The 24109-nt window shown below is 70.0% G+C and carries 23 protein-coding genes and 1 pseudogene; 10 read left to right on the top strand and 14 right to left on the bottom strand.

Annotated features, from left to right (window positions below; genetic code table 11):
- Positions 1–723: 723 nt before the first annotated feature.
- Together ACRYR2_RS15265 and ACRYR2_RS15260 are read right to left on the bottom strand one after the other, a co-directional pair.
- Entirely contained in the window at positions 724–909 is a 186-nt protein-coding gene (locus tag ACRYR2_RS15265; protein ID WP_432563737.1) for a hypothetical protein, read from the bottom strand.
- 639 nt (positions 910–1548) lie between these two features.
- The gene (locus ACRYR2_RS15260) at positions 1549–1770 is read right to left on the bottom strand and encodes a hypothetical protein (RefSeq protein WP_432563736.1); all 222 of its coding nucleotides are present in this window, start codon (positions 1768–1770) and stop codon (positions 1549–1551) included.
- Between the two features lie 742 nt (positions 1771–2512).
- Here ACRYR2_RS15260 and ACRYR2_RS15255 point away from each other — a divergent pair.
- From ACRYR2_RS15255 to ACRYR2_RS15240, 4 genes are all read left to right on the top strand, one after another.
- Positions 2513–2971, top strand: coding sequence for a hypothetical protein (locus tag ACRYR2_RS15255; RefSeq protein WP_432563735.1), 459 nt, complete (start codon positions 2513–2515; stop codon positions 2969–2971).
- Positions 2972–3479: 508 nt separating this feature from the next.
- Positions 3480–4796: a Na+/H+ antiporter NhaA gene (gene nhaA / locus ACRYR2_RS15250; protein WP_432563734.1), complete on the top strand. Its 1317-nt coding sequence runs from the start codon at positions 3480–3482 to the stop codon at positions 4794–4796.
- Between the two features lie 35 nt (positions 4797–4831).
- On the top strand, positions 4832–5269 hold the full coding sequence (locus tag ACRYR2_RS15245) for a FluC/FEX family fluoride channel (RefSeq protein ID WP_432563733.1): 438 nt from the start codon (positions 4832–4834) through the stop codon (positions 5267–5269).
- Positions 5266–5634, top strand: a complete 369-nt coding sequence (locus ACRYR2_RS15240) for a fluoride efflux transporter FluC (RefSeq protein WP_432563732.1) — start codon at positions 5266–5268, stop codon at positions 5632–5634. Before ACRYR2_RS15245 ends, ACRYR2_RS15240 begins: the two co-directional genes overlap by 4 nt.
- 140 nt (positions 5635–5774) lie before the next feature.
- Here ACRYR2_RS15240 and ACRYR2_RS15235 read toward each other — a convergent pair whose 3' ends face one another.
- Together ACRYR2_RS15235 and ACRYR2_RS15230 are read right to left on the bottom strand one after the other, a co-directional pair.
- Positions 5775–6473 (bottom strand): fasciclin domain-containing protein, encoded by a 699-nt coding sequence (locus ACRYR2_RS15235; RefSeq protein WP_432563752.1) that lies wholly within the window; start codon positions 6471–6473, stop codon positions 5775–5777.
- Positions 6474–6769: 296 nt separating this feature from the next.
- Positions 6770–8281 (bottom strand): molybdopterin-dependent oxidoreductase, encoded by a 1512-nt coding sequence (locus ACRYR2_RS15230; RefSeq protein ID WP_432563731.1) that lies wholly within the window; start codon positions 8279–8281, stop codon positions 6770–6772.
- Positions 8282–8710: 429 nt separating this feature from the next.
- Here ACRYR2_RS15230 and ACRYR2_RS15225 point away from each other — a divergent pair, with 429 nt between their 5' ends.
- The 4 genes from ACRYR2_RS15225 to ACRYR2_RS15210 all read left to right on the top strand — a co-directional run bounded on the left by ACRYR2_RS15225 (position 8711) and on the right by ACRYR2_RS15210 (position 13103).
- Positions 8711–9649: a ferritin-like domain-containing protein gene (locus ACRYR2_RS15225; protein ID WP_432563730.1), complete on the top strand. Its 939-nt coding sequence runs from the start codon at positions 8711–8713 to the stop codon at positions 9647–9649.
- Between the two features lie 32 nt (positions 9650–9681).
- Positions 9682–10737, top strand: coding sequence for a cell wall-binding repeat-containing protein (locus ACRYR2_RS15220; RefSeq protein ID WP_432563729.1), 1056 nt, complete (start codon positions 9682–9684; stop codon positions 10735–10737).
- A gap of 367 nt (positions 10738–11104) precedes the next feature.
- The gene (locus ACRYR2_RS15215) at positions 11105–11941 is read left to right on the top strand and encodes an alpha/beta fold hydrolase (RefSeq protein ID WP_432563728.1); all 837 of its coding nucleotides are present in this window, start codon (positions 11105–11107) and stop codon (positions 11939–11941) included.
- 280 nt (positions 11942–12221) lie between these two features.
- Positions 12222–13103, top strand: coding sequence for a GTP-binding protein LepA (locus tag ACRYR2_RS15210; RefSeq protein WP_432563727.1), 882 nt, complete (start codon positions 12222–12224; stop codon positions 13101–13103).
- 119 nt (positions 13104–13222) lie between these two features.
- Here the strand turns inward: ACRYR2_RS15210 and ACRYR2_RS15205 are convergent, their stop codons facing one another.
- The 5 genes from ACRYR2_RS15205 to ACRYR2_RS15185 all read right to left on the bottom strand — a co-directional run bounded on the left by ACRYR2_RS15205 (position 13223) and on the right by ACRYR2_RS15185 (position 17324).
- Entirely contained in the window at positions 13223–15127 is a 1905-nt protein-coding gene (locus ACRYR2_RS15205) for a SpoIIE family protein phosphatase (protein ID WP_432563726.1), read from the bottom strand.
- Between the two features lie 296 nt (positions 15128–15423).
- Positions 15424–15825, bottom strand: coding sequence for a hypothetical protein (locus ACRYR2_RS15200; RefSeq protein ID WP_432563725.1), 402 nt, complete (start codon positions 15823–15825; stop codon positions 15424–15426).
- 173 nt (positions 15826–15998) lie between these two features.
- Entirely contained in the window at positions 15999–16199 is a 201-nt protein-coding gene (locus ACRYR2_RS15195; RefSeq protein WP_432563724.1) for a hypothetical protein, read from the bottom strand.
- Positions 16200–16420: 221 nt separating this feature from the next.
- Positions 16421–16867: a hypothetical protein gene (locus ACRYR2_RS15190; RefSeq protein ID WP_432563723.1), complete on the bottom strand. Its 447-nt coding sequence runs from the start codon at positions 16865–16867 to the stop codon at positions 16421–16423.
- Between the two features lie 250 nt (positions 16868–17117).
- On the bottom strand, positions 17118–17324 hold the full coding sequence (locus ACRYR2_RS15185; RefSeq protein ID WP_432563722.1) for a hypothetical protein: 207 nt from the start codon (positions 17322–17324) through the stop codon (positions 17118–17120).
- A 91-nt stretch (positions 17325–17415) separates the two neighbouring features.
- Here ACRYR2_RS15185 and ACRYR2_RS15180 point away from each other — a divergent pair, with 91 nt between their 5' ends.
- A complete protein-coding gene (locus ACRYR2_RS15180; RefSeq protein ID WP_432563721.1) occupies positions 17416–18180 on the top strand; it encodes an HNH endonuclease family protein in 765 nt (254 codons plus the stop codon).
- Positions 18181–18195: 15 nt separating this feature from the next.
- A pseudogene (locus ACRYR2_RS15175) lies at positions 18196–18282 on the top strand (excalibur calcium-binding domain-containing protein); the annotation flags it as partial.
- Between the two features lie 354 nt (positions 18283–18636).
- Here the strand turns inward: ACRYR2_RS15175 and ACRYR2_RS15170 are convergent.
- The 5 genes from ACRYR2_RS15170 to ACRYR2_RS15150 all read right to left on the bottom strand — a co-directional run bounded on the left by ACRYR2_RS15170 (position 18637) and on the right by ACRYR2_RS15150 (position 23720).
- Complete coding sequence (locus ACRYR2_RS15170) at positions 18637–18909, bottom strand: hypothetical protein (protein ID WP_432563720.1); 273 nt, start codon at positions 18907–18909, stop codon at positions 18637–18639.
- A gap of 310 nt (positions 18910–19219) precedes the next feature.
- Positions 19220–20011, bottom strand: coding sequence for a M23 family metallopeptidase (locus ACRYR2_RS15165; protein ID WP_432563719.1), 792 nt, complete (start codon positions 20009–20011; stop codon positions 19220–19222).
- An 86-nt stretch (positions 20012–20097) separates the two neighbouring features.
- Positions 20098–20907: a lysozyme gene (locus ACRYR2_RS15160; RefSeq protein WP_432563718.1), complete on the bottom strand. Its 810-nt coding sequence runs from the start codon at positions 20905–20907 to the stop codon at positions 20098–20100.
- Positions 20908–21249: 342 nt separating this feature from the next.
- Positions 21250–22599: a serine/threonine-protein kinase gene (locus tag ACRYR2_RS15155; protein WP_432563717.1), complete on the bottom strand. Its 1350-nt coding sequence runs from the start codon at positions 22597–22599 to the stop codon at positions 21250–21252.
- A gap of 92 nt (positions 22600–22691) precedes the next feature.
- Complete coding sequence (locus tag ACRYR2_RS15150) at positions 22692–23720, bottom strand: hypothetical protein (protein WP_432563716.1); 1029 nt, start codon at positions 23718–23720, stop codon at positions 22692–22694.
- Positions 23721–24109: the final 389 nt, after the last annotated feature.

The following is a 24109-nucleotide window of genomic DNA, read 5'->3' as shown; positions in this document are numbered from 1 at the left end:
GCACGCTCAGGCGTCGCAGATGAGGTTCGGCGCGAGTTCGCCCGGCGGACCGGCAAGCCAGCGCAGTGATGCCCCACGCCGCCGCCCAGGAAGGCCGCTACGGCTCCTGACAGACTGACGACCAAAACCCTGCAGCGCGCTCACATCCACCCGCCGCAACGCGGTCAGGCCCTAGCCGTTGTGCGGTCCAAGCCCGGTGGGCCCTGCAGGAGCTGCCGCCATCACGTCGGCGGGGGTTCCGTACGGTGCGGCGTTCGGGGCGCCAAGCCGCAGCGACACCGACTGCACAATCAGCAGCCGACTCCCCTGCCGGGTCCCGGCGCAAGCGGCCCGGGTGGTGAACAAGCGGTTGGACCCGGAATCCTGGATGGCGCGGCGACAGGCCTGCGCCCGAGCCACCACCTGCCGGGCCCTGGCCTGCTGTCGAGCCGACTCCTCAAAAACTGCCCATCGCTCCAACGGGTCAAGCCTCCCTGATGCACACAGGGCCAGCGTTTCGACACCAGCATTCACTATCGCACGCGTAACGGCACCGTGCGTGCCGGACGCGGCGTTCCTGGCCGCTCGCCTGCTCACCACGAAAGGGTGTGTCCCAGGTGCTGGCCCGCACCGTGGGCCGCGGGGGCGGCAGCCGGATCAACCACCGGACTTCTTACGGCCTCACACCACCCACTCACGCCTTCGCCCACTTGCCGGGCACATGAGCCAGGGCAGTACGAGTCATCAACCACCAGGCCCCGTCAGGGCCGGCTGCACCAGCGCGTCGCTGATGCTGTCCACCACCATGCCGCGCTTGTTGGCCTGCGCCCGCAGATCACCTTCCATCGCAGCGGCGATCTCCAGGTGCCGCAACCCTTGAGGGTCATCGTGGATCACCTTGGTCACGGTGAGCGTCATGTCCTGGCTCATCGGCTGCTTCCTGGCTGGCGGCCGATGTCCCCGGTGGGTTCCAGTTCTCGACGCTGTGCGCCCGCGGGCACCACCTCAGCTTCCGCCACCCCGTCTCCGCACGCGACCCGAGAACGGCGGCGACCTCTTGGCGGTCGGCTCGGTCAAGACGCCGTCGTAAGCCTCGGCGACCTCACGGCCCTGCCGAGACCCGTCCGCTGGAAGGAAGTCATCTACGGATACCGCCAGCACCTGCATGAGGTGACTTCTGCCATCCGCTCGATCGATGCACTGACGCGCGGCGATCGAGCAGGCACACTCACCAGATGCCAGCAGAGCAGGCAAAGCCCGCAGCCACAGCCCCGCCGCTGCCAGCGCACAGGGAAGACACGTGCGGAGAGCAGGCACCCTGTCCCCGCTGCGCTACCCCCTTCCCCCACCACCTCCTGGGGGCACAGCGCACCCAAGCCGGCACCGTGCTGACCTACTGCTGCCTAACCTGCGATGCGGTGTTCACCACCTTGCTGGACACCTGAGGACCCACCCAAGTGCTCCAGCTCGATTGATCCGCCCTCCGCCTGCCCACCGCACACGCTGAATTGAGGCCGGTTGCTGAGCACCGCTATCACCCACATATTGCCGATGTCCGAGGCGTGGGTTTCACGCCTGGACGGCCGCCCACAGCTGCGTCAGGCCCTCGGTCGTCAACTCCACGCTCCACGGCAGGTCGTCGTCTTGCCAGTGCTCAACCGCCAGCAGTCCCTCGACGTACAGCCGCCGGTACACCTGCCTGACCTCCCCGTCAGGATGGGCGAAGTCCACGACGACAAGACCGGCCGCAGCGGCGTCCAGGACAAGCCGCTCCAGGGGGGACAACCTCACGCGCGCACCTTCCAACGGTCCAAGGGATAGGACCGGATCCTTGCGGTCGCGGCCCGATACCGCGAGTTGGATGTCCCCTCTTAGGGGGGCCAGCGTCGTCACCAGAGCCTGATGGTCGGCTCGGACGCCGTGCAGTACCAGGAGGCGTGGCTCAGCGGGCGCGCCGAGGCCGGCATGGACGGCTTCCGCGTGGAGTGTGCGCTCCCGGCTGGGCACGAAGGAGCCTGCGAGGTCCACGCGAGGATGGGTGCGCTGGTGTGGCGCTGGGATCAGCGCGCGGCAGTCATCCTCAGCTGACGTCGACTGATGCGCACACGCAGCGCCGGTGCGCTCACCTGCACCGGCCGTGAAGAGTCTCCCCGGCAGCATCATCGCCACGCCGTCCCCGCCGAGGGTGCCGGGCTCCAAGAAAGACGCGATGGCACCCCGGGGGCGGAGAAGGCCGCCGACGATCGCTCCGCGGTGCAAGGGCTGACCCGAGTCATAGCCGAGGACCTGGACGTGGACCTGGACGTGGCCGCCGGTGCAGTCGGCTGGTGGCACGGAAGCGTGTTCAGCGCGCAGGAGTGCGCCGACGTCTCCGACGACCGCAGCTTGATCCGCTGCTCCGGATACCGACGTGAGGCGATATCGCCCCGAGGCACCCGCTGTGGCAGGCTCGGCCGCGAGCGCCGCCATGGCGCCGACCTCGCGCGGACCAATGACGCTCCGCACAGCAGTACGCAGTCAGTGAGCAGTGTCAGTGAGCAGGACCAGTCAGCACCACCAGCCCGCACCGGCCCTGCGCGCCGGCGGCCCAGCAGCATCCACCACCTCAGCACCCACGAAGGAGACGGCGACCGTGCCCCGCATCAACACCCGCCGCGCCCTGACCGTCGGCCTGACCTCCCTGGCCTCCCTCACGCTGCTGCCGCTGCTGGCCGAGGCGCGCCCGGCCGAACGCACCATCTTGCTGATCGCCGCCATCCCGGCGGCCACAATGTTCGGCTACCTCGCCGGTTACGCCGCCGCCCTCACCGGACACAACCTGACCGTCCACCAGGCGCCCGCCGCCCGCAGCCAGCCCGTCGCCACCGGCGCCCGACCCACCCCGCCACGCCCACCCCGCAGCGTGGGATCGCTCCAGGACGCCGGTACGCCACCACCGCTGCACCTCATCCACGGCGCCATACACGAGCGACCCGGCACCCGCGCCGGCTGACCTGACGCAGGGCCCCGGGAGAACCTGTCACTCCGCAAAACACCGGTGACAGTACGGCCAAGCGAGCATCCCGAAAGCCGCCGGCGGATCACCCGTGCCCGCCTCGACTTCACGGTCACGGACGTCGCGGTCATGTCGATGTCCGCCAGGTCAGGACAGTCGCTGCCGACTACTCTCAAGAGGCCATGACCAGCTCCTGCCCGCGCTTCCTGCGCCGCGCCCAGCGCGTCGCAGCGCTCTCGCGCGTGCAGCCAGGCGCCGACCGCCACCCCGGCACCAACGGGTGGGTCAGCTCCTGGGGGACCAACGCTCACGGAGAGATGGCCGGCTGCCCGCCGGCCCCGTCGCAGAACCGCTGATGCCGCGGCGCCGCCCAGGCGCCGTTCCACGGTTCTGCCCCGACCTCACCCCGCACAGCCGTGTGCGCTGGGTGCGCTCGGGACGGCCACCCGCGCCCTGCCCTGCGGCGCGAGCCCCTGCCGTCTTCTCCCGTGAGGAACCCACCTTCGTGTCCTCGTCCCACCCTGACCAGCCCTCCCAGTCCTCGCTGGGCGCCACCGACCCCAGCGATGCCGCCCGGGGCAGTGGCCCCGGCACCGCCTGGGACCGCACCCGCCGCTTCCTGAACCGCGAACCGGTCGGCGGGGCCCTGCTGGTCGCCGCCACCGTCACCGCCTTGATCTGGGCCAACTCCCCAGCTGCGGGTACCTACGCCGCTCTGCGCGATGCCACCTTCGGACCGCAGTCGCTGCACCTGAACCTGTCGGTGGGTGCCTGGGCCGCCGACGGGCTGCTGGCCGTCTTTTTCTTCGTCGTCGGCCTGGAGCTCAAGCACGAGTTCGTCCTGGGCGACCTGCGCGACCCCCGCCGCGCGCTGGTCCCCGTCGCGGCCGCGATCGGCGGGGTCCTCGTGCCCGCTGGCGCCTTCCTGCTGGTGACCGCGATCAGCGGCGCCGGCGGTGACGCCGCCCGCGGGTGGGCGATCCCGACCGCCACTGACATCGCCTTCGCCGTCGCGGTCCTGGCCGTCCTGGGTCGCGGCCTGCCACCGGCTCTGCGGATCTTCCTGCTGACCCTGGCGGTGGTCGATGACCTCATCGCCATCACGATCATCGCCGTCGGTTACACCAGCGACCTGGCCCCCGCCCCGCTGCTGCTCGCCCTGATCCCCTTGGCGCTGTTCACGGTGCTGGTCCAGCGGCGCGTCACCTCCTGGTGGCTGCTGCTGCCGCTGGCCATCGTGACCTGGGCGCTGGTGCACGCCTCCGGCGTCCACGCCACCGTCGCCGGGGTCCTGCTCGGCCTGGTCGTACCTGCCCACCAGCTGTCCGAGCGCTTCGAGGCGACCTGGCGGCCGTTCTCCACCGCCATCGCCGTCCCCGTCTTCGCGCTGTTCTCCGCCGGGGTCACCGTCGGTGGCCTGGCCGGTCTGCAGGCCTCCTTTACCGACCCCGTCGCATTGGGAATCATCGCCGGGCTGGTGCTGGGCAAGCCGCTGGGCATCACCGCCGCGGCCTGGCTGACCACGAAGGTCACCAGCGCCCGCCTGGACGCCTCCCTGCGCTGGGGTGACGTCACCGCGGCCGGGGCACTGGCCGGCATCGGCTTCACCGTCGCCCTACTCGTCGGGGAGCTGGCCTTCGGCGCCGGCAGCGTGCGGGATGAGCACGTCAAGGTCGGCGTCCTGAGTGCTTCCCTGCTGGCCGCCATCGTCGGTGGGGTTCTGCTGCGAGTCCGCGCCCGGGCCGCGGCGCGCGGCAGCGACCCCACGCGGGGAGGTGCGGGGCCGGGAAGCACCACCCCGGAGAGCACCCTGGGGCAGTGAACACCGCACGAGCAGGAGGTCCTGGTCCGCTGTCCGTGAGGGTCGTAGCCGTTCTGGTGGTCGGTGGTGTGCTGGGCTGCCTGGCCCGGTACGAGGTCACTCAGGCGTGGCCCACCCCCGCGGGGGGCTGGCCGCTGGGGACGTTCCTGATCAACCTCAGCGGCTGCCTGGGCCTGGGCTTCCTGCTCGAGCACCTCGCCCGACGCGGCCCCGACGTCGGAGCCCAACGCCTGGTCCGGCTCGGGGTAGGGACGGGGTTCTTGGGGACCTACACCACCTACAGCACGCTGGCGGTCGAGATCGACCTGCTCACCGGTGGCGGTGACGTCCTGCTGGCCGTCGGGTACGCCGCCGCGAGCCTGCTGGCCGGGCTGACGCTGGCGGGGGTCGGCGCCGGGTTGGCCGCCGGCTTGGACCGCAGGAGCCGGCGGCGAACACCGCCCTGTGCTACGCCAGGGCAGGGACGGTCGTGATCTTCGTCGCTCTGGCGGCCGCCGGTGCGGCGGGAACGTTGACTCGTTTCGGCCTCGATACCGCCCTACGACGCCGGTGGCCGGACCGGCCCCGGCTGCCGATCCTCCTGGTCAACGTGACCGGCAGTCTCCTGCTCGGTCTCATCGTCGGGTTGGTCACCACTCACGGCGTTCCCAGCGCAGTGCGGACAGTGGCCGGTACGGGCTTCTGCGCCAGCTACACCACCTTCAGCACCGCCGTCTGGGAGACGCTCGGTCTGCTGCGCGAGCGTCGTTGGGCCGCTGCTGTCGGCCACGGTCTGCTCACCCTCGTCGGCACCGCCCTCGCGGCCGCTTTGGGCCTAGCAGTGACGTCAACCTGGTAGCACCACAACGTCACGGTCATCCCGCTGGCCAGCAGGTCCTCGATCGCCGGATCTGCCCATCGGCTGGCAAGGAACCAGCGCTAGGCAGACCCGCGCCGGCGCCGACTCGGCGCCGGCGCAGTCCTGCATCCGCCGGGGGCTCACATCGGGGGCATGAGCACCGAGTCGAGGAGGTACACGGTCGCGTTGGCGGTCTGCACGTTGCCGCAGATCACGTTGGTGGACCCGTTGACCGTCATGGCCTCCGGGGTGCCGGCGACTTGGACCGAGGCGCCCTGAACGGTGGGGACGGCGCCGGCGTCGATGAGCTGCTGCGGGCTCATCTTGCCCTGCACGACGTGGTACGTGAGCACGGTGGTCAGCGTCTGAGCCCCCTCGGGGGTCTTGAGTGTTTCCACCGTGTCCGCCGGCAGCGCCTGGAAGGCGGTGTCGACGGGGGCGAAGACGGTGAATTCGCCGCCGTTGAGGGTGTCGACGAGGTTCACTTCAGGGTTCAGCTGCCCCGAGACGGCCGCGGTCAGCTGGGTCAGCAGCGGGTTGTTGGAGGCGGCGGTGGTGACGTTGTCCTGGGCCATGCCCTGCACCGAGCCGGCGCCGGTGGGCACCTGGCTGGCGTAGTCAGCGCAGCCCGGACCCACCGGGGTGGCCTCACCCATCATCGAGTCCGACGTCATCGACTCGCTCGGGCTGGGCGCCATCGACGAGCTCGAGGAGCTGGTCGTGGTGTCGGCGGGCGCCTCGCCGGCGGTGTCGTCCGAGCCACCGCAGGCCGAGACCCCCAGGCTGAGCGCGCCGGCCAGAGCCATGGCGGAGAACGTGCGCTTGCGCGTCAAGGTCATCATCTGGTGCTCACTCCTCAGTGCTGGTGGTGCAGGCCCCGGCGACCTTCGCCGGGGCGTGGCGCCCTCACCCCGTCCATGGACAGCCGCATGCACTTGCTCGAGCAGCTGCCCAACGCGGCCAGGTACGCCGTCATCACCTCGTGTTCGGTGCTGGCCGGTCAGAGGTTTGGTCCCTCGAGAGTTCGTCACCCCAGCCGCCTGCGCCTGCCGGACCGTGCGAGCAACGAGGAACGTTGCCTAATCGTAACTTGGAGTGATTGGCCCGTTACTCTGGGAATACTTTGCGGGGTGCGTCAGGTGACGGTGAAGAACTTGCTGGGCCAGCCCGAGGACCCGTCGGGGATGGGCTTGACCACGTTCTGGGTCTGCACCTGACCGGTGCCGTCGGTGGCGCGGGCACGGACGGTGTGGTTGCCCGGATCGGCGCCGTCCCAGGCGTAGGTCCACTGCACCCACGTGGTGTCGTTGACGGTGGGCACCAGGGTGGCTTCGATCCAGTCCCCGTCATCGATGCAGATCTCGATCTTGCTGATGCCGCGGGTCTGGGCCCAGGCCACGCCCGCGATCGGGACGGTCTGCCCGGAGGCGACCTTGGCGAAGGAGGCCGGGACGTCGATGCGGGTCGCGGTCTTGATCGGCGCCTGCTGCGCCCAGCCGCGGTCGGTCCAGTACGCCGTCTTGGCCTCGAAACGGGTCACCTCGATGTCGGTGATCCACTTGCAGGCCGAGACGAAGCCGTACAGACCGGGCACGATCATCCGGGCGGGAAAGCCGTGCACGTCGGTGAGGGGTTCACCGTTCATCCCGATCGCGATCATCGCATCGCGTCCGTCGGTGGCCTCGGCGACGGGGGTGGAGATCGTGAACCCGTCGACGGAGGTGGACAGCAGCATGTCGGCCGCCGGGTCGAGGCCCGCCCGGTCCAGCAGGGTGGTCAGCGGCACTCCCAGCCAGCGGGCGTTGCCCACGAGGTTGCCGCCGACCTCGTTGGACACGCAGGTCATCGTCATCCACCGCTCGTGCAGGTCCTCGCCCAGCAGGTCCGCAAAGCTCACGGTGACCTCTCGCTGGACCATCCCGTGGATGCGCAGCGACCAGGACGCCACGTCGACCTGCGGGACCGACAAGGCGGTGTCGACCCGGTAGAAGTCTTTGGCGCTGGTCACGTACGGGGTGATGCCCTGCGCCGAGTCCACCCCCGGCGGCAGCGCCAGCGCCGGCGAGGCCGGCGCGGGCAGGCGAATGTCAGCGCGGGAGGCCGCCACCGAGTTGGACCGGTTGAGGCCGACCCCGCCGCCGGCCGTGACCACCGCTGCCCCAGCGACAGCCCCGAACAGCACCGACCGCCGTGACAGCGCCCCCTGCTGCCGCGGGGTGACTCCCCGCACGGCGCGCACGAGCAGGATCAGGGCCGCGGCGCCGGCCAGGGTGCCCACGGTAGTGGGCAGCCAGCTCAGCGCCGTGGCGTCCGGGCGGTGCACGGCGGCCCCGACCGCCGCTGCACCCAGCACCGCGACCAGCACCAGTCCTACGCCCATCCGGCGCAGGGCGACCAGGCCGATTCCGGCGAACAGCACGACCAGGGTCGCGTACAGGCTGCCCAGCAGGACCGCCTTGTCGGCCTGCCCGAACTGGGCGATCGCCCACTCCTTCAGCCACTCCGGGGTCCGGGCGATGAACTCCTGCCCCACGGCCAGCACCGGATCGGCCGAGCGGGCGAGGAACGATGCCAGCACCGTGCCCACCCCCAACGTCAGGCCACCGGCCAGCAGGCCCGCCACCACCGCCATCACCCGCGCGACCACTGACGCCCCTACCTGCCGGCGTCGGTGCGGGCGCTGACCCCCCGGGCCGGGCGCCCCGGCGTCCTGCTCGGCTCGACGATGCACGTCAACCCCCTCGGCTCACTGATCGACCGCGCCGCGCCGTCGACCTCGTTCCTCTTCTTCGGAGCCGGAACCGCCCTGGATGAGCCGTCCATCGATCACCGGACACTGCGACCGCACTATGACCACTTTAGGTAGTCACTTCATAACTATGAGTGGCGACGGGGTCTCGGATGGGGCAGAGTCATCCTCGGATCGATCACGGCACCCATCCCTGACCGCGCCTGATCCGAATGATCACTGTCACCTGGTGCGCCCACGCAGGCGCTCCGGTGGCCGATAGGCCGCTGAGTCCGATCAGTGGTGCAGCGATGGCGCCGATGGCGGTGCCCGGACAGGAAGATGGCCATGTTCAAGAAGACCCTTCTCGTCGACATGATCAACCGCAGCTCCGAGACCCCCGCGGACCGCCGCAACTTCCTGCGCGGTATGGGCCTGATCTCGGCCGGCGCCGTCGGCGCCGGACTCGTCGGTACCGCCACGGCCGGTTCGGCCGGCGCCGCCGAGACCGCCGAGGCGCCCAGCGAAGGCAGCGTGCTGAACTTCGCGCTGAACCTGGAGTACCTGGAAGCGGAGTTCTACTGCTACGCCGCCTACGGCCACGGCCTGGCCGACGCCCTGGCCACCGGCACCGGCACCCAGGGCGGGGTCACCGGCGGGCACCGCGTGCCATTCAAGTCCAAGGCGATGCGCTACTACGCCGAGGAGATCGCCAACGACGAGATCGCCCACGTGAAGTTCCTGCGTCAGGCCCTTGGGAACGCGGCGGTCTCCCGCCCGGCGATCAACCTGCAGGACTCCTTCACCGCCGCCGCCGTGGCCGCCGGAGTCATCGAGCAAGGCCAGACGTTCGACCCCTTCTCCTCCGAGGCGTTCTTCCTGCTCGGCGCCTTCCTGTTCGAAGACGTCGGCGTCACCGCCTACAAGGGCGCCGCGCCGCTGATCTCCACCCCCGCCTACCTCGAAGCCGCCGCCGGCATCCTGGCGGTGGAGGCCTACCACTCCGGCATCGTGCGCACCCTGCTGTACGAGAACGGCCTGAGCGCACCCACGAACCTCATCTCCGATGCGCGTGACGCCCTGGACGGCTCCGGCGCGGACAAGGACCAGGGCATCACCGTCGGGTCGGGAGGCCGGGCCAACCTCGTCGCCGCCGACGAGAACGCGATCGCCTTCAGCCGCACCCCGCAGGAAGTCCTCAACATCGTGTACCTGACCCCCGGCGCCGGCGTCAGCCAGGGCGGGTTCTACCCCGCCGGCCTCAACGGCGAGATCGCCACCAGCTGAGCCCCCGCCCCCGATACGTCAGGAAAACACCCATGAACAAGTCCTTCACCACCGCCAGCCTGGCCGTGCTCGTCGGCCTGGGCGCCACCCTCGCCGGCGCTGTCCCGGCCCAGGCCGCGGCCGGGTTCGCCTTCGATGACCGCATCGCCGGGCCCGACCGGTTCGCCACCGCCGTGGCCGCCTCCCAGCTGCTCGAGCCCACCGACGGGGCGGCCACCGACGTGGTCATCGTCAACGGCTACGCCACCATCGACGGGCTGACCGCCTCCTACCTGGCCGGGTTGAAGAGCGCGCCGATCCTGTACACCGACACCGCGGCGGTCCCGGCGGTCACCACCGCCGAGATCGACCGGCTGGGCGCGGCCAACGTGTGGATCATCGGCGGCACCAACCGCATCCCGACCGCTCAGGAAGACGCCTGGAAGGCGGCCGGCAAGACCGTCACCCGCATCGCCGGCGCCGACCGGTACCAGACCGCGGCCCTGGTCGCCGAAGCCGGCGGCACCGCCGAAGAGGGGGACAACCCCAACGGCAACGCCCCCGAGCAGGTCTTCATCGCCTCCGGCACCGCCACCGCCGACGCCCTGGCCGCCGGACCCATCGCCTGGGCCCGCAACTACCCGATCCTGCTCACCGAAGCCGGGACCTTGCCCGAAGTCACCCAGACGGCCCTGGAGGAGTTGGGCACCGACGAGCGGGTGGTGCTGGGCAGCACCGGCTCGATCTCGGAGGCGGTGTACACCCAGGCCGACGCCACTCAGCGCCTGGGCGGAACCAGCCGCCAGGACACCGCCACCCAGATCGCCGACTACGCCACCAGCAGCCAGAACTTCGACACCCAGTCCGTGGCCCTGGTCGGCGGGACCGACGCCACCGCCGCCGACGCCTTGGCCGCGGCGCCGGTGGCCGGCTCGCAAGGAGTGCCGCTGCTCTTCCTCGACTTCGACGGCACCCCGGGCGCCACCACCACCGCCTACCTCAGCGAGCACAAGGCCAACTACACCGGCCGCGGCACCGGATGGATCTTCGGCGGAACCTCCGCCGTGCCGCAGGCCGCGGCCGACGCGGCCACCGCCACCGTCCAGTAGTTCTGTCCAATAACCCTGCCTGAGCAGGAGACCACATCGAGGAACGCCAGACGCAGCACGCACTGATGTCCTGGTAGGGCGGTGCGGGATCGAGGATTCCTGCACCGCCCTGCACGCGAACGGGTCCGGTACCGATTTCCATCGCTGCTCGCGGTTATCACCCGTGCAACACCAGCTAAAGCGACCGCGAGTAGCGAAGGCCTGACTGAGGGGTCTGGGCATCGCCCGAATGGCGCCCTGTGAGCAAACTGAACCGTTTGGACAGGCGGTCCGTGACTGATTCCCTCAGGATCAGCGAAGTGGTTGAGCGTCCAACCAACGATCGATCCGGACCAGACCACCGCCGCGCCCGCTCCGAAGGGGAGTCATGACCGAGATCACCGCCCACCACGGACTGTTCAAGGACACCGACCTGCACGTCGACGACACCGGCGGCCCCGGCCGCCCCGTCGTGCTCATCCACGGCTGGCCGCTGTCCGGTGAGTCCTGGTCCGAGCAGGTCCCGGCCCTGGCCGCCGCCGGCTACCGGGTCATCACCTACGACCGCCGGGGCTTCGGGCGCAGCGACAAGACCCGCACCGGCTACGACTACGACACCCTCACCGAGGACCTGCACACCCTGCTCGAAGCCCTCAACCTCACCGACGTCACGCTCGTCGGGTTCTCCATGGGTGGCGGTGAGGTCGCGCGCTACTTCACCCGGTACGGCCACGAGCGCCTGCGCAGCGTCGTCTTCGCCGCCGCCGTGCCCCCGTACATGGCCCAGGGTGAGGACAACCCCGAAGGGCCCCTGACCAAGGAGCAGGCCGCGCAGATGGAGGCGGCCCTGAAGGCCGACGAGGACGCCTTCTACGACGGGTTCGTCACCGATTTCTTCTCCGTCGACGGCGTGCTGAAGGTCACCGAGGCCCAGCGCCAGGACGCACTCGCCCTGACGAAGCAGGCCGACCACAAGGCCGCGCTGAAGGCCATGGAGTCCTTCGGGACCACCGACTTCCGCGAGGACCTCCCGCGGGTCGACGTCCCGACCCTGGTCATCCACGGCGACGGCGACGGCACGGTGCCCTTCGCCGGGTCCGGGGCCCGCACCCACACCGCGATCCCGGGCAGCCGGCTGCACGTCATCGCCGGCGGCCCGCACGGCATCAACGTCAGCCACGCGCAGGAGTTCAACCGGGTGCTGCTGGAGTTCCTGGCCTCCTGATCGGCCCTGTTTCATCTGCTCATCGCCGTCGCTGTGCGGGTGCGACAGCGCAGCCCTTCACAACAGCCCTTCACCCCACCGCGACGGGTCATCACCCCGGCCAGACCAGGCCCGGGTGATGCTCCGTCCCTCGTGGCCTGCCAGCGTGCCGCACGCCAGACCGATTTCCCCCACAGGGACACCGAACCTTCCCTCCTTCGGCGCCGAAGGACAGATGCGGCACCAACCCCGCGACTGCCGCAACGCCAGCACCAGCACGTCGCACGAAGGAGTCACCCCCGTGTCCGAGCCCCGCGTGGACGCCACCAGGATCCGCGACCACGTCCAGCACCTCGGTGAACGCCACCCCCCGGTCGACCTGGCCTCGGCCGACTACACCGTCACCGACCCCACCGCCGTGCGGCAGCGCTTCGGGCACGTGCTGGACTACATGGCCCGCGTGGAGATGGAGGTCGAGCGCAACGTCCTGGAGCTGGCCGTGCTGCTGCCGGGCGTCAGCGAGACCGACCGCGCCTTCTACGCCGACGTCTGGGGCCCGCAGGAGGAGCACCACGGCATCCTGCTGGACACCCTGGGTCAGCACCTGGGCCTGCCCCCGGTGGTCGCCAACACCGACGACGTCCCCGCCCGGGTGCGGGTCCTGGGCGCGCTGGCGCACCTGCCGGTCGTGCACGAGGTCATCCGGTTGCTGTACTACCTGACCGGCGCGGCGACGGAGAAGTCGGCGATGCTGGCCTACCAGGCCATGAGCGAGGGTCTGGGCGAGATGGGCGAGGGCGCGGTCAAGCGCACCGTGGTGGACGCCATCAAGGTGCAGGAGCCCGGGCACTTCGCCTTCTACCGCCTCAGCGCCCAGGAGATGGTCCAGTCCGGCGCCATCGCCGGCTGGCAACTGCACCTGGCCCGGCTGCTGCGCTCGCGCAGCTACGGCCTGGTCGGTGCGGTCTCGCGCGAACAGCGCACCGATTTCGGCGGGGTCATCGTCGAGCTGGGCCTGGACGAGCAGCTGGAACGCAACGTGCGCGACATCTCCCGGCTGGAGACCCAGCTGCTGTGGGCGCACGAGAAGGGCCTGCAGGTGCCCGGCTACGCACTGGCCGCCTTCCGCGAGGCCGCCGCGATGTACCGCCACCGTCAGCAAAGTCCGCCACTCGCCGCCTGAACCTGACCCCTCAGCGTGATCCCGCCGAGTCGTGTCATGTCGTGACACGGCACATGTGGTCATCGCGCGAGGCGCGCCTCACGGTGATGCCCCTCGCCACTCTCATAAACTCGCCGCTGTCAAAGAGTGGTCGGGGTCTCCTGGGTCAAGTCCACCGGGAGCCGTTGCGGGCCGGCCTCGGCGGGGCGGGGGCGGTCCTCGGGGTGCAGGCGCACCGCCAGCAGCGCCACGTCGTCCTCACTGCCGGCGGCCAGGCGCGCAACGATCCCGTCGCAAAACTCCGGCAGCGGCAGGTGAGCCAGCTCCTGCGCGGTCTGGCGCAGCCGGGCCAAACCGGTCTGCAAGTCCTGTCCGCGACGTTCGATCAGCCCGTCGGTGTACAGCAGGACCGTGCACTCTGGCGGCAGGATCACGGTGTGGTCGTGCCGGTCGGTGTCCACCACCAACCCCAGCAGCAGGTCGGGGGCCCGCTCCAGCAGCTCCACCCGCCCCTCGGGATGGACCAGCAGCGGCGGGGGGTGACCGGCGCTGGACCAGCGCAGTGTGCGCAACCCCCGGGCGGCGGCCTGCTCGTCCTGCTCGATCTTGGCCACCACCGCAGTCGACAGCGCCCCCACGGCCAGATCCCGCAGCGCCCAATCCAAGGAGCGCAAGATGGCCGCCGGTGGCTGGGTCACAGCGTGGGCGACCCCGCGCAGCACGTTGCGGACCTGCGCCATCGCCACCGCCGCCTCCCGGTCGTGACCGGTGACATCACCCACGACCAGGCAGGTAGAACCGTCACGCACCATGAACGCGTCGTACCAGTCCCCACCCACCTGCGCCTGATCGGCCGCCGGGACGTACCGGGCCAGCAGATGCAGATGGTCCGGTTCAGGCAACGCGGTCAGCAGGGACCGCTGCAGCGCCTCCGACATCCCCGCCGCCACCGCCGCGGCGGCCCGTTCAGCGGCCAGGGCCTGCACCCGTCCCAGGGCCTGGGCGCACTGGGCGGCGAAGGTCTCCAGCAACGCCAGTTGCGCGGCGTCGAAGGGCTGGGGGTGGTCCCAACCGCAGGTCACCACCCCGCGCACCTCACCGCCCACCCGCAGCGGCACCGCGGCGAAGGCGATCGAGCCGGTCGCCTCCAGCACATCGGCCATCTCCGGCGAGTAGGCCCGGCACTCAGCTTCGTTGCCTACCAGCACGGTGCGCCCGGTGCGGGCGGCTTCGTACAGCGGCAGCGGGGTAGACAGCGGCAACCGCCCGTAGCTGCCCTGCGCGCTGAAGCCGTAGCTGGAGGTGAGGCGGGCGATGACGAACCGCTCATCCGGGTCAGCCGTAGGGTCGCTGCTGCGGGGATCGTCGGGGTCGGGCATGGCCACCGACCCGCCGTTGCAGCCCAGCAGCGGCAGACCCTCCTCGGCGACGGCGGCGACCAGCTCCTCCAGGTCGGCGACATCAGCCAGGGACAGCGCGAAACGGCCCACCTGCCCCAGCTGGATGCTCAACCGCCCTGCACTGCTGGCGCCGTCGCGGCCATCGAGGCCGCTGGCGGTGTCCGGGCTGCTGGTCGAGGTGGCGAAGTCGTGGACGAGAGCGGCGGTCTCCAGCTGCGCGGCGGCCGCGTCGCCCAGCTCCTGCAACAACTGCACCTCCCCCGGCGTCCAGGCCCGCGGGGTGGGCTGGTAGACGCACAACGCCCCCACCGCCTCCCCGGAGTCGGCGACCAGCGGGGCGGCGAGATAGGCGCCGACCTCCCCACGCCGCACCGGGCCCAAGTGCGCCACCCGCTCATCACCAGCGGCATCGGCCACGACGAACGGGGCCTGCGCCAGTACCGCCAGCGGGCACAAGGCCTCACTCAGCGCGGTGCGTTCCCCGCTGCGCCCGACCGCAGCACCACCACCGGCGGCGATGGTGCGAACCTCGGTGACCAGCGACACCTCCGCCGACTCCGCGTGCAGCAGCCGCGCCGCCAGCGAAGCCAAAGCCTGCAGACCCGGATCAGCCGCAGCCGGCAGCAACCGCTGGGCTGCGTGCACACCACCTGTGCTGCGGTGCCGACGCTGCCCAACCTCGCCGCTCACCACACGTACCTCCGGGCCCACCCTCATACCGCCCTTTCACCGGGTCATGCTCGGGACAGTCATCAGCACCGCACTGGCGCAACCCGGCGCTACATCATCCCTGACCGCCTCCAGGAACAGGGCCACTTCCCGCATCTGCTCGACCGGTGCTCGCGACACCCCAACCCCAGCGACCTTCCGGTCATCCCGCCATCCGGCCGATGTGACGACACCGCTGCCCACCTACCCACCGCCATAGCGCGGTCCTACCCTCACGCCGTCTGACAGGTACCCAGAGCAGCCAGCGACACAGCCTCAGGGCACACCTGGTGCTCCCACCCACCGCCGTAGCGATCACCGCTCATGTCGCTCCACACCTCAAGCCCCGCAGTCTGCGGCACAACCCGGTAGTAGGTACGCACCTTGTCGCCCTCGTCGGTCATCGACGTCACCACCAGCTCCGCGCCCTCGCGCCGGGCCCGCTGATCGAAGAGGCAACCCCCCACCATCTGCGGCGCCGCGGCGAGCTGGTCAGCACTCACCGGTGGGCACGTGGGCAAGTCAGCGCGGGTGAGGAAGCGCAACGGGGGCGGGGTCCACACCGACCACCCGATGACCACCAGCAGGGCCAGGAGGATCAACCCCATGCCCACTGCCGGCGCCTTGGTCGTCACCACCTGACCGTAGCCAGCGGCGGTGCACGGCCGCAGGCGGATGTGAGCCCGTCAGCCACCTGAGATCACGAAGAGATGTCCTCGTGATCTCAGGTGGCTGCGGAAGGCAGGCACCACCTGACGCTCATCCCGCACTCCGTGTGCACTCCCCACCATCACCGACAGGCTCTGCCTTAGTTCAGTGACCAAAATGCTGATTGCGCATCGTCGGGCGCCCGCTCGACCAGCAGGATCACCTCGACCGTAGTGTGCGGAGGAACGCGCCAGCCGACGTGCCGCACTATCAACATCTCGTCGCCCATGTAGATGAACTCGCCTGTGCGCGGCACTGCAGGCAGCTCGTACACGTCGCCTGGATCGAACGGCACCGGCACGTCGATCCGCCGCAGTACAACACGGATCATCGAGCGCGCTCACCGGCGCAGCTCGCAGTACGGCAGCTCATGATCCTCATCGACGACGCGCATCGACTAGCGACCCCGTCCATGCCCTCAGCCTAGTGGCGCATCTTTCCTGCGCCGCAGCTCAGAACACGCGGTCATCCCGCATTCGGTGTGCGATCACGAACAGGAAAGCCTCGCCCCTCCTCCGACGATCACCAGGTCACAGCCGAGGTGGTGGCCCGCACGACCATCGCCCCGCGCTGACCAGGGATCGTCTGGAACCGCCCGACAAGCCCCCCGTCGGGTGCCGTCGCCACCACGACGTGCAGGCTGCCCATCTGCTGCTCCTCGACCTCGGCGACCCTCACCTCAGCCACCCCGCCCGCAGCGCCCACCCGCTCCCGCAGTACCACCGCCTGGTCCTCAGGGATGCGGTAGTCCAAGCTGACCCGCTGGCACAGCCCCCGCTCGTCGTTGTCCTGCAGCGCGGCCAGCACACCGGTCACCGCCTTCTGGGGATCACCTGCCCCGGCCCCGCAAGGACGGGTGAGGCGCCAGAAGACCAACGCGCTCACCACGATCAGCGCCACCAGCACGCCGGCCACGACGAGCGTTGTCAGCGAGCGGGCCGGCCGGACGTCCTGGAGCGGTTGCGTCATCCGCCCACCGTGCCGCAACGACGGCCGCCGCGGGACGGCTTCACCTCACCCGCGAACCGGCAGCGGCATTCGAAGACCACGCGGTCATCCCGCGATGTGCGTGAAAGCGCGGCCCGGAGCGCCACGAGCTCGCCGGGGTCACTGACCCGACCACATCCAAAGGCCGACACCATGGGAGGAAGCTGGGCAATAAGCACCGACTCCAGCCAGTACGACTTACTGACCGCGCCACCCATAACGGACACGCTGATCACCGCAACCCAACCGGGTGTCGTGTCAGCTGCAACAGTGGATCAGTGACGACGTGGCCAAGGAGGCTCCACTGGGGTGCCGTGACTGCTGTCAGCGCGGTGGCGGCGCTCGGACTCGCCGGGTGCACCCCGAACACCTCACCGGCCGCCGAGCTTGCTTCTGCGACCGTCAGCGCGAGCACGCCGGCCACGACGAGTTTCAGCACGCCAGCCTCCGACTCTCCCGCCTCCACCACCGTTGCACCGCCCGCGAGCGCCGCGGGAAGCCCGGCCGATGGCGAGCATGGGCAGACCGCCGTGGCGGTGCTGGCGAGGCTAAAGGTGAAGGGCCGGGCGCCGAAGACCGGGTACAGCCGTGAGCAGTTCGGCGAGGGATGGGTCGATACCGACCGCAACGGCTGCGACAGCCGCAACGACGTCCTGGCCCGCGACCTGACCGGCGAGACGTTCAAGGCCGGCACCCGCGACTGCGTCGTCGCTTCGGGCGCCCTGGCCGACCCCTACAGCGGCAAAACCATCGCCTTCATCCGCGGGCAGGACACCTCCAGCGCGGTGCAGATCGACCACGTCGTGGCCCTCTCCGACGCCTGGCAAAAGGGCGCCCAGCAGTGGGACAGCGCCAAGCGGGTCGCCTTCGCCAACGACGGCCTGGAACTGCTGGCCGTCGACGGTCCCTTGAACGGGCAGAAGAGCGACGGGGACGCCGCCACCTGGCTGCCGCCGAACCGGTCCTACCGCTGCGCCTACGTCGCCCGCCAGGTCGGGCTGAAGGCGACCTGGGGTCTGTGGGTCACCCCCGCCGAACGTGACGCCATCGCCGGGGTGCTGGCCTCCTGCCCCGGTGAGCTGGTGCCCACCGGGTCGGCCGCGAGCGCCGGCAGCGCTGCTGGGGTCGGTGCTGGCGGAGTTTCGACCCAGTCCATGGCGCCTGCTTCTCCGCCGGCTTCCGCTCCTGCCCCGCCGGCCGCGAGCGCCGCCCCCGCGCCGACACCTGCGGCGGGCGGCGATGCTGCAGGCAATGCGGCGGGCGCTGGCGGCACCGACCCCGACATGGGCACCTGAGGGGCGGCCAAGGCCGCCGGCTACGGCCCCTACCTCCAAGGCCAGGACCCCGAGTACGCCTTCTACCGCGACGCCGACTCCGACGGCCGGGTCTGCGAGTGAACCCCACCCAGCGCCGTCGACCTTGCACCCTTGACTTGGTCCGCGGCCACGAAGGGGGGAGTTGAGCGTCCAGCTACTGGCCGGGGAAACTGGCGGCATGACGCAGGCCGCGGCGGCACGCTCCTGGTGGGCCGAGGCGGATCAGACCACCCGCAACCGCGCGCTACGGCTGAGCGAAGACGACCTGCTGTCCGCGGACATGCAGCAAGGCTTGGCGATGGCCGGGGTGACGAAGGTCGCAAGGCTAGCAGCGCAGGGAGAGGCGAAAAGAACTTGTCGTCCGGACCAGTCCTCGGCGACGCGTGTTGCCCGACCTTTGACAGTGCGCAGGGCGATCCGGTGGATCAGTCAGGATCATGGTGTCCGGAGAAGCGGGTCAAGCTCCGCTTGTGCTGGCGCAGCCATCAGCCCACCCACTGCCACCGTCGCCGCTGCCGTGACCAGCGCCTTGCGGATCATGTGACGCATCTTGTCCCCCTCAGCGGAGCCGCCAACGCTGTGAGCTGAAGTGTCACCAAAGAGAGTGGCGCTAGCGGCCTGTACGTTGCCGCCGGGGATGAGTGGCGATGCCGCGACGAACGCGGCGCGACTCAGGACGGTAAAGCCTTGAAACAGGTGACGCTTCATGATTCTCCTTCGGGCAAGGTGAGGATTGAGGATGCCGGGTACGTCGAACGCCTATCGCTCTCGTGGGGACTGAGTCTGGAGGTCACCGGCACCGAGCAGTTGCTGTCGCAGTACCGGTCCCTGGTTCTTCCTGGCGAACTATCGGCGCCCAGCTTCGCGGTGAGCACTCGCGACTGGCACCGATCTCCCGGTTCACCCGGTGACCGGGGATCGCGACCGCGTCGACCCGCTGTTGGGCCAGGCCATCCGGATGATTGCTGATTGGGGAGTGCGGGGACCGCAAGCTGGTGGCGCCGGCCCCGTGATGGCTTCAGCATGCCGGGGCAACTCTCCCCATGCTTCCCGTGTTGACGTAGGCGTCGCTGATGTACTGCCCATCGCCGATGCGGTCCCACAGCCGACTGGTCCCCCTGGTGCCAGTGATGTTCTCTGCACCGTTCGTTTGGCAGTAGATGGTGACCTTGGCGCCATCGCGGCGTGATCCAACGGCTGGGTAGTTCTGGCCGGGGCCTTGTCGGACGGTCAAGGCAACATTGTCGGTGTCCACTACCCCGGTGGCCCGCGAGCTCTGGCATGCGTTGGTGCTGGTGTACGGCGTGTGGTCGAAGTAGGGGACGCGGTCGCCTGCGATGATCGCCTTCTCGACGTGGCCGTTCAGGCGCTGCTCGTAGTGTAGGTGAGTCTGGAGGTTCGCCTTGGCTGAGGTGTGCCCTACCACCCCGATTTTCTGGCCGGTGGTGACGCGGTCTCCGACGCGGACAGAGCGGGAGGCAAGGTGAGCGTAGAACGTGTGCCAGCCACCACCGTGGTCGATCTCGATAAAGTTTCCGTAGCCCGTGTTGGTGGCGTAGCCGGAGCCGACGACGGTCCCCCCGCGGCTGGCCAGGATACTTTTGCCCTCTTCCTGGCTAGCCGGGTAGAAGTTCCAGTCTACTGAGTTCGCCGGGTTGTGACCGCTGAACGTCCCCGCTGTCCACGTCTGGCCGCAAGCGAACGGCGCCAGAAAGGTCGGTGGGGCTGCGGACGCGGGCGCCGCAGCTCCTAGAGTGAGAGTCGCAGCCGCGACGGCAATTGCACCTGCAAAGCGCTGACGAGTGTGCATGGCAAGAGTCCTTAGAGTGAGCGGTTCGGTGGCGTAGGGGGGTGGGCTCGCGGCAGCGGACTAGGCCTTCGCGTGCGGCCAGTTGTTCAGGAGTAGGTACCCGAGCGGAACAGGTTGCCTTCCAGGATCCGCCGGTTTCGTAGGAGCCCACCGTTGGTCCAGGTGAGGAAGTGCTCAGGAACCGCGGAGTAGCGCGGTGGCGAAGCGATGAGGTCGTCGTAGACGGCGCTGCCCAGGAAGCCTTCGCCCCAGGCGTGGCGTCCCACGCCGATGTTGTAGACGAAGCTGGCCAGAGCGTCGAACTCGTGCTGGTGCAGCGGTGTGGAGGCCAGCTCGCGTCGTAGGGCCGACGTGACCGCTTCGATGTCCGGTCGCATCAGTTCCCGGCCGCGGGCGACGGTGATGGTTCCCCAGCGTTTGAAGTCTGCGCTGGTGCAGACGCCCTTGTGCAGGAGGTGGCCGAAGCCGATGGTGCAGTTGTCGGTGGCATCGTTGTACGGATGACCTCTGAAACCCTCGCGCTGCTCGATGAAGGTGAGTCCCCGTCCCGAGACCGAAAGCTGTTTAGGGGGCTTGCGCGACGCAGGTTCGGCCTTGGTGCAGTCGGGAGCGATGCGGCCATCGGAGCCGGTGCGTACGTAGGCGTCGGACACGTAGCCCAGGGCGCGTCCGTCGGTGGCGGTGGCGCGGTCCCACAGTGTGCTGGTGCCGAAGGTTCCGCTCACCCGGGTGCCATCGGTCTGGCAGCTGATCAGGATGCGGGTGCCGTTGCTCAGCGTCGCGGTCACACCGGAGGAGGTGGCAGGGCCGCTGTGCGCGCGCAGTGCTGTGCCGTTGGTGACGACGGTGCCCGGATGCCCGGCGGCGGCCTGAGCGGGAGCAAGCGGCGCGACCACGCCTCCCCCGACAGCTGCGGCCACCAGGAGGTGCACGGCGGCGCGACGGCCCGACAGCCGCCTCGCGGGCGACCGTCGAGCCCGGTGAGGTGCCCGGGGACCGGGCATGCTCGCCGCGTGGCTGTCTGCCGGGTTGTGACCGGTCGTGCGCATGAGTACCTCCAGGCATCTCCAGGCGGCTTCAATCGAGATGCGCGGATCACCCACTCCAGGAGGCCGACAACCTCAGCATCCCGAGCCGGTGACCGCTTGCCGCGGTGAAAGCAGCCTGCTGCGCTCAGCCCTTCGTGCGGCAGGGCAGCCCCTGCCCTGGCGCGTGAGCCGGTCCTTGATGGTGAACCGTCAGCACCCCGTGCTACCGACCTCATCGCGCACGAGCCAGGTGGTGCCGTCGGCAGCCAGCACCGACACCCGCCAGCTCATGCACCCTCGCGCCGAGGGGACCACTGTGGGGCCGGCATCGGTCGAGTAGGCGTTCCAGTCGTGATCGCAGCTGTTGGCATCGCCGCACAAGGTCAACGCCAGATGTGTGCGCTGACCACTCAGCGGCGACTCCTCAGGCTTGATCAACTTCGCGCACGCTTCGTGACGGTCCGCGCTGTAGGTGGCACGCAGGACCGCCACGACGGTGCCGTCGACGCTGAAAGACTGCGAATCGACCGGCTCAGCGCCGACCGAAGCCTGCGCACAACGCCCGGCCGTCGCCGCCGGCAGGACGACCGGCCGTCCCTGCTCGTCGATGTCCGGCGGCGCCAGCGAGGCATCGGCGGTCTGCGGGCTCGGCGGAGGGCTCGAGGAGGTGGATGCCAAGGAAGACGTCCTTACTGCTGGGTCATCCGCGCGCCCGTCGCCGATGGAGGCGGCGAAGGCCGCGCCCGCACCGCCCACAGCCACAGCAACCGCCGCGGCCAGCGCCACCCGGCGGGCGCGGCGGGGCCGCTTGGGCGCCAGCGCCGGCGCCGGCGAGGGGGCGGGTGTCGGTGTGCCGGGCAGTGGCGGCGGCAGCGACAGGCCGGCGGTGCTTCCTGCCTGGCGGAGCCGGTCGGCGAACTGCCCGGCGTCTTCGGGTCGGTCCGTTGCCCGAAGAGAGGTGGCGGCGGTCAGCACCTGCTTGATGCCTGCTGGCAGGTCAGGGCCGAGCACTTCCTGGATGGTGGCGCCGGCGGAGTAGACGTCGGTGCGGTAGTCGGGCGTTGCGGCTGACCCCAGGAGTTCGGGGGCGATGTACTGCGGTGTGCCGGCGGCGGTGTCCTGGGTGAAGCCGGCGGCGTCCATGACCAGGCCGAAGTCGCACAGCTTGGCCCGGCCCTGGTGCACCAGGACGTTGGCTGGTTTGACGTCGCGGTGCAGCAGTTTTCGCTCGTGCAGGGCCTGCAGCCCAGCGAGCAGGTCGACCGCCCACACCATGCCTTCTGACAGCGGTGGGTGTCTGTGCTCGGCCAGCGACTGCTGCAGTGAGATGCCGTGCGGTTCGACGGCGATCCAGGGTGGTCGGGCATCCACCTCGGCCCAGGCGTAGGTGACCAGGTGGCCGCTGTCGTGCTGCAGGGCCACCTGCTGGCGTACCTCGCGCAGGAACAGATCACGCTCGCGGTCATCGCTCAAGGGGCGCCGCCAGACCTTCAGGGCAAAGACGCGGTCATCGACGACGCGCCGCGCCAGCCAGACCACGGCGCTCGAGCCGGTTCCCAAGGGGGCACCCACTGGCTCAAACCCCTCAGGCAGGGCGCCCGTGGGCCCGCTGTCCTGGTCAGATCGGCCCGCGGGTCGGCTCGGTGGCTGGCTCATGCCCGCCTCACCTTGCCCCGATGGACCAGGAGACGGGCGGTGGCGGTGCTGAGGGTCTCTCCCGGGCGCAGGCCGCCGGGGAGGGCCAGCACTTGGGCGCTGTAGCGGTCGGTCAGTTCCTCCACACGCCTGCGCGCGGTGCGCGCTGTGATGTTCAGCGCGGCGGCGATCTCGGCGTAACTGGCAGGCAGGGACCCGCCTGCCAGCAACGGGGCGCACCAGGCCTGGGCGACATCACGGTGGGCAGCAGGAACGTCGTCGACGCGGACGGTGGCGAACAACGGGGAGGTCAGGAGGTCCCTGGCGACGCGGGCGATGCGGGCGGTGGGGTCATCGAGGTCCCCATCACCCCCTTTACCGGTTCCGCGGCCGTTGCGGTCCAGCCGGTGGGCGCACAGGGAGTCGATGCCCCGGGCGGCCTGGCCTTCAGTGATGCCGAGGCTGGTGGCGACTTCGCGTGCGGTGGCCGGCCGTGGTTGCCCCCGCAGCAGCGGTGCGCACAGGGCACGCGCCACGGCCTGCAGCGGGCGGGGAACGTCTTGGAGGGCATCTTGGGCTACCTCCTCGGCAGGCGATGGGGAGCGCGCCGCCTCCGTAGGCAGCGCAGTGACGTCCAGCTGCCAGGAGCCGGTGCTGGGGGCACGGACAGTTCCCTTCGGCCACGGAATCGAGCAGGCGAATCCCGGGTGGTCCGGGGTTCGGGAGGGCAACACCAAGGTGGCCGAGCCGGAACCGTCGATGACCAGCTCATGCGCCTGAGACAGGTTCCTGACCCACATCTGCCCGTCGGCGCACCACAGTTCACCGGCCACCTTCGACAGATGCTGATCGTGAATCTGCTCCCAGATGGTGATGGCGTCCTCGTCGCGGTCCTCGCGCCCGAAGCGACGACGGGAGCCGTCCTCGAAGCGGTAAGGCTCGTCATCGGCGTAACGCACCTCGAAGGCCAGGGCCGCATCCGTCGGAACGTCACTCGGCTTCTCGGTTCCGGCCTCACGCGATGGCTCACCTGCAGCGGTCGCCATGTCACCTCCCGGGTCCGTCGCTGACGCGGTGCACATCATCACGGGCCGGAGCAGCTTCCGCCTGGTGCGTACCACTGTCGCGCAGTAGTCATGACTCTTGACGCGCCCCAGGTGATCGGCGCTGAAGCGCCGCCAACAAGATCCCCGGCGGCGCTTACCGCAGGATCTCATTCACGGGCGGGGCAGGGGCCACGTTGTCCTCGCCCAGCCATCTCCTGTTCAGGACCACACTGCCTGCTTCGAAGCCGTGACGCATGTGATCTCCCGTGAACGTACGCCGTGACTCTCAGTCAGGCACACTGTGAAGCATCCGCAGCCATTTGTCACTCATGGCCCAGCGCAGGCCCCCCGGCCAGGCCGCCTGTCCCGCCCTGCGGGTACGCCCACCT

The organism is Kineococcus deserti (genome assembly GCF_050871945.1).
GTDB lineage: Bacteria > Actinomycetota > Actinomycetes > Actinomycetales > Kineococcaceae > Kineococcus.
Note: the sequence above shows the minus strand (reverse complement) of the source record. Positions and strands in the feature narration are given on the sequence as shown.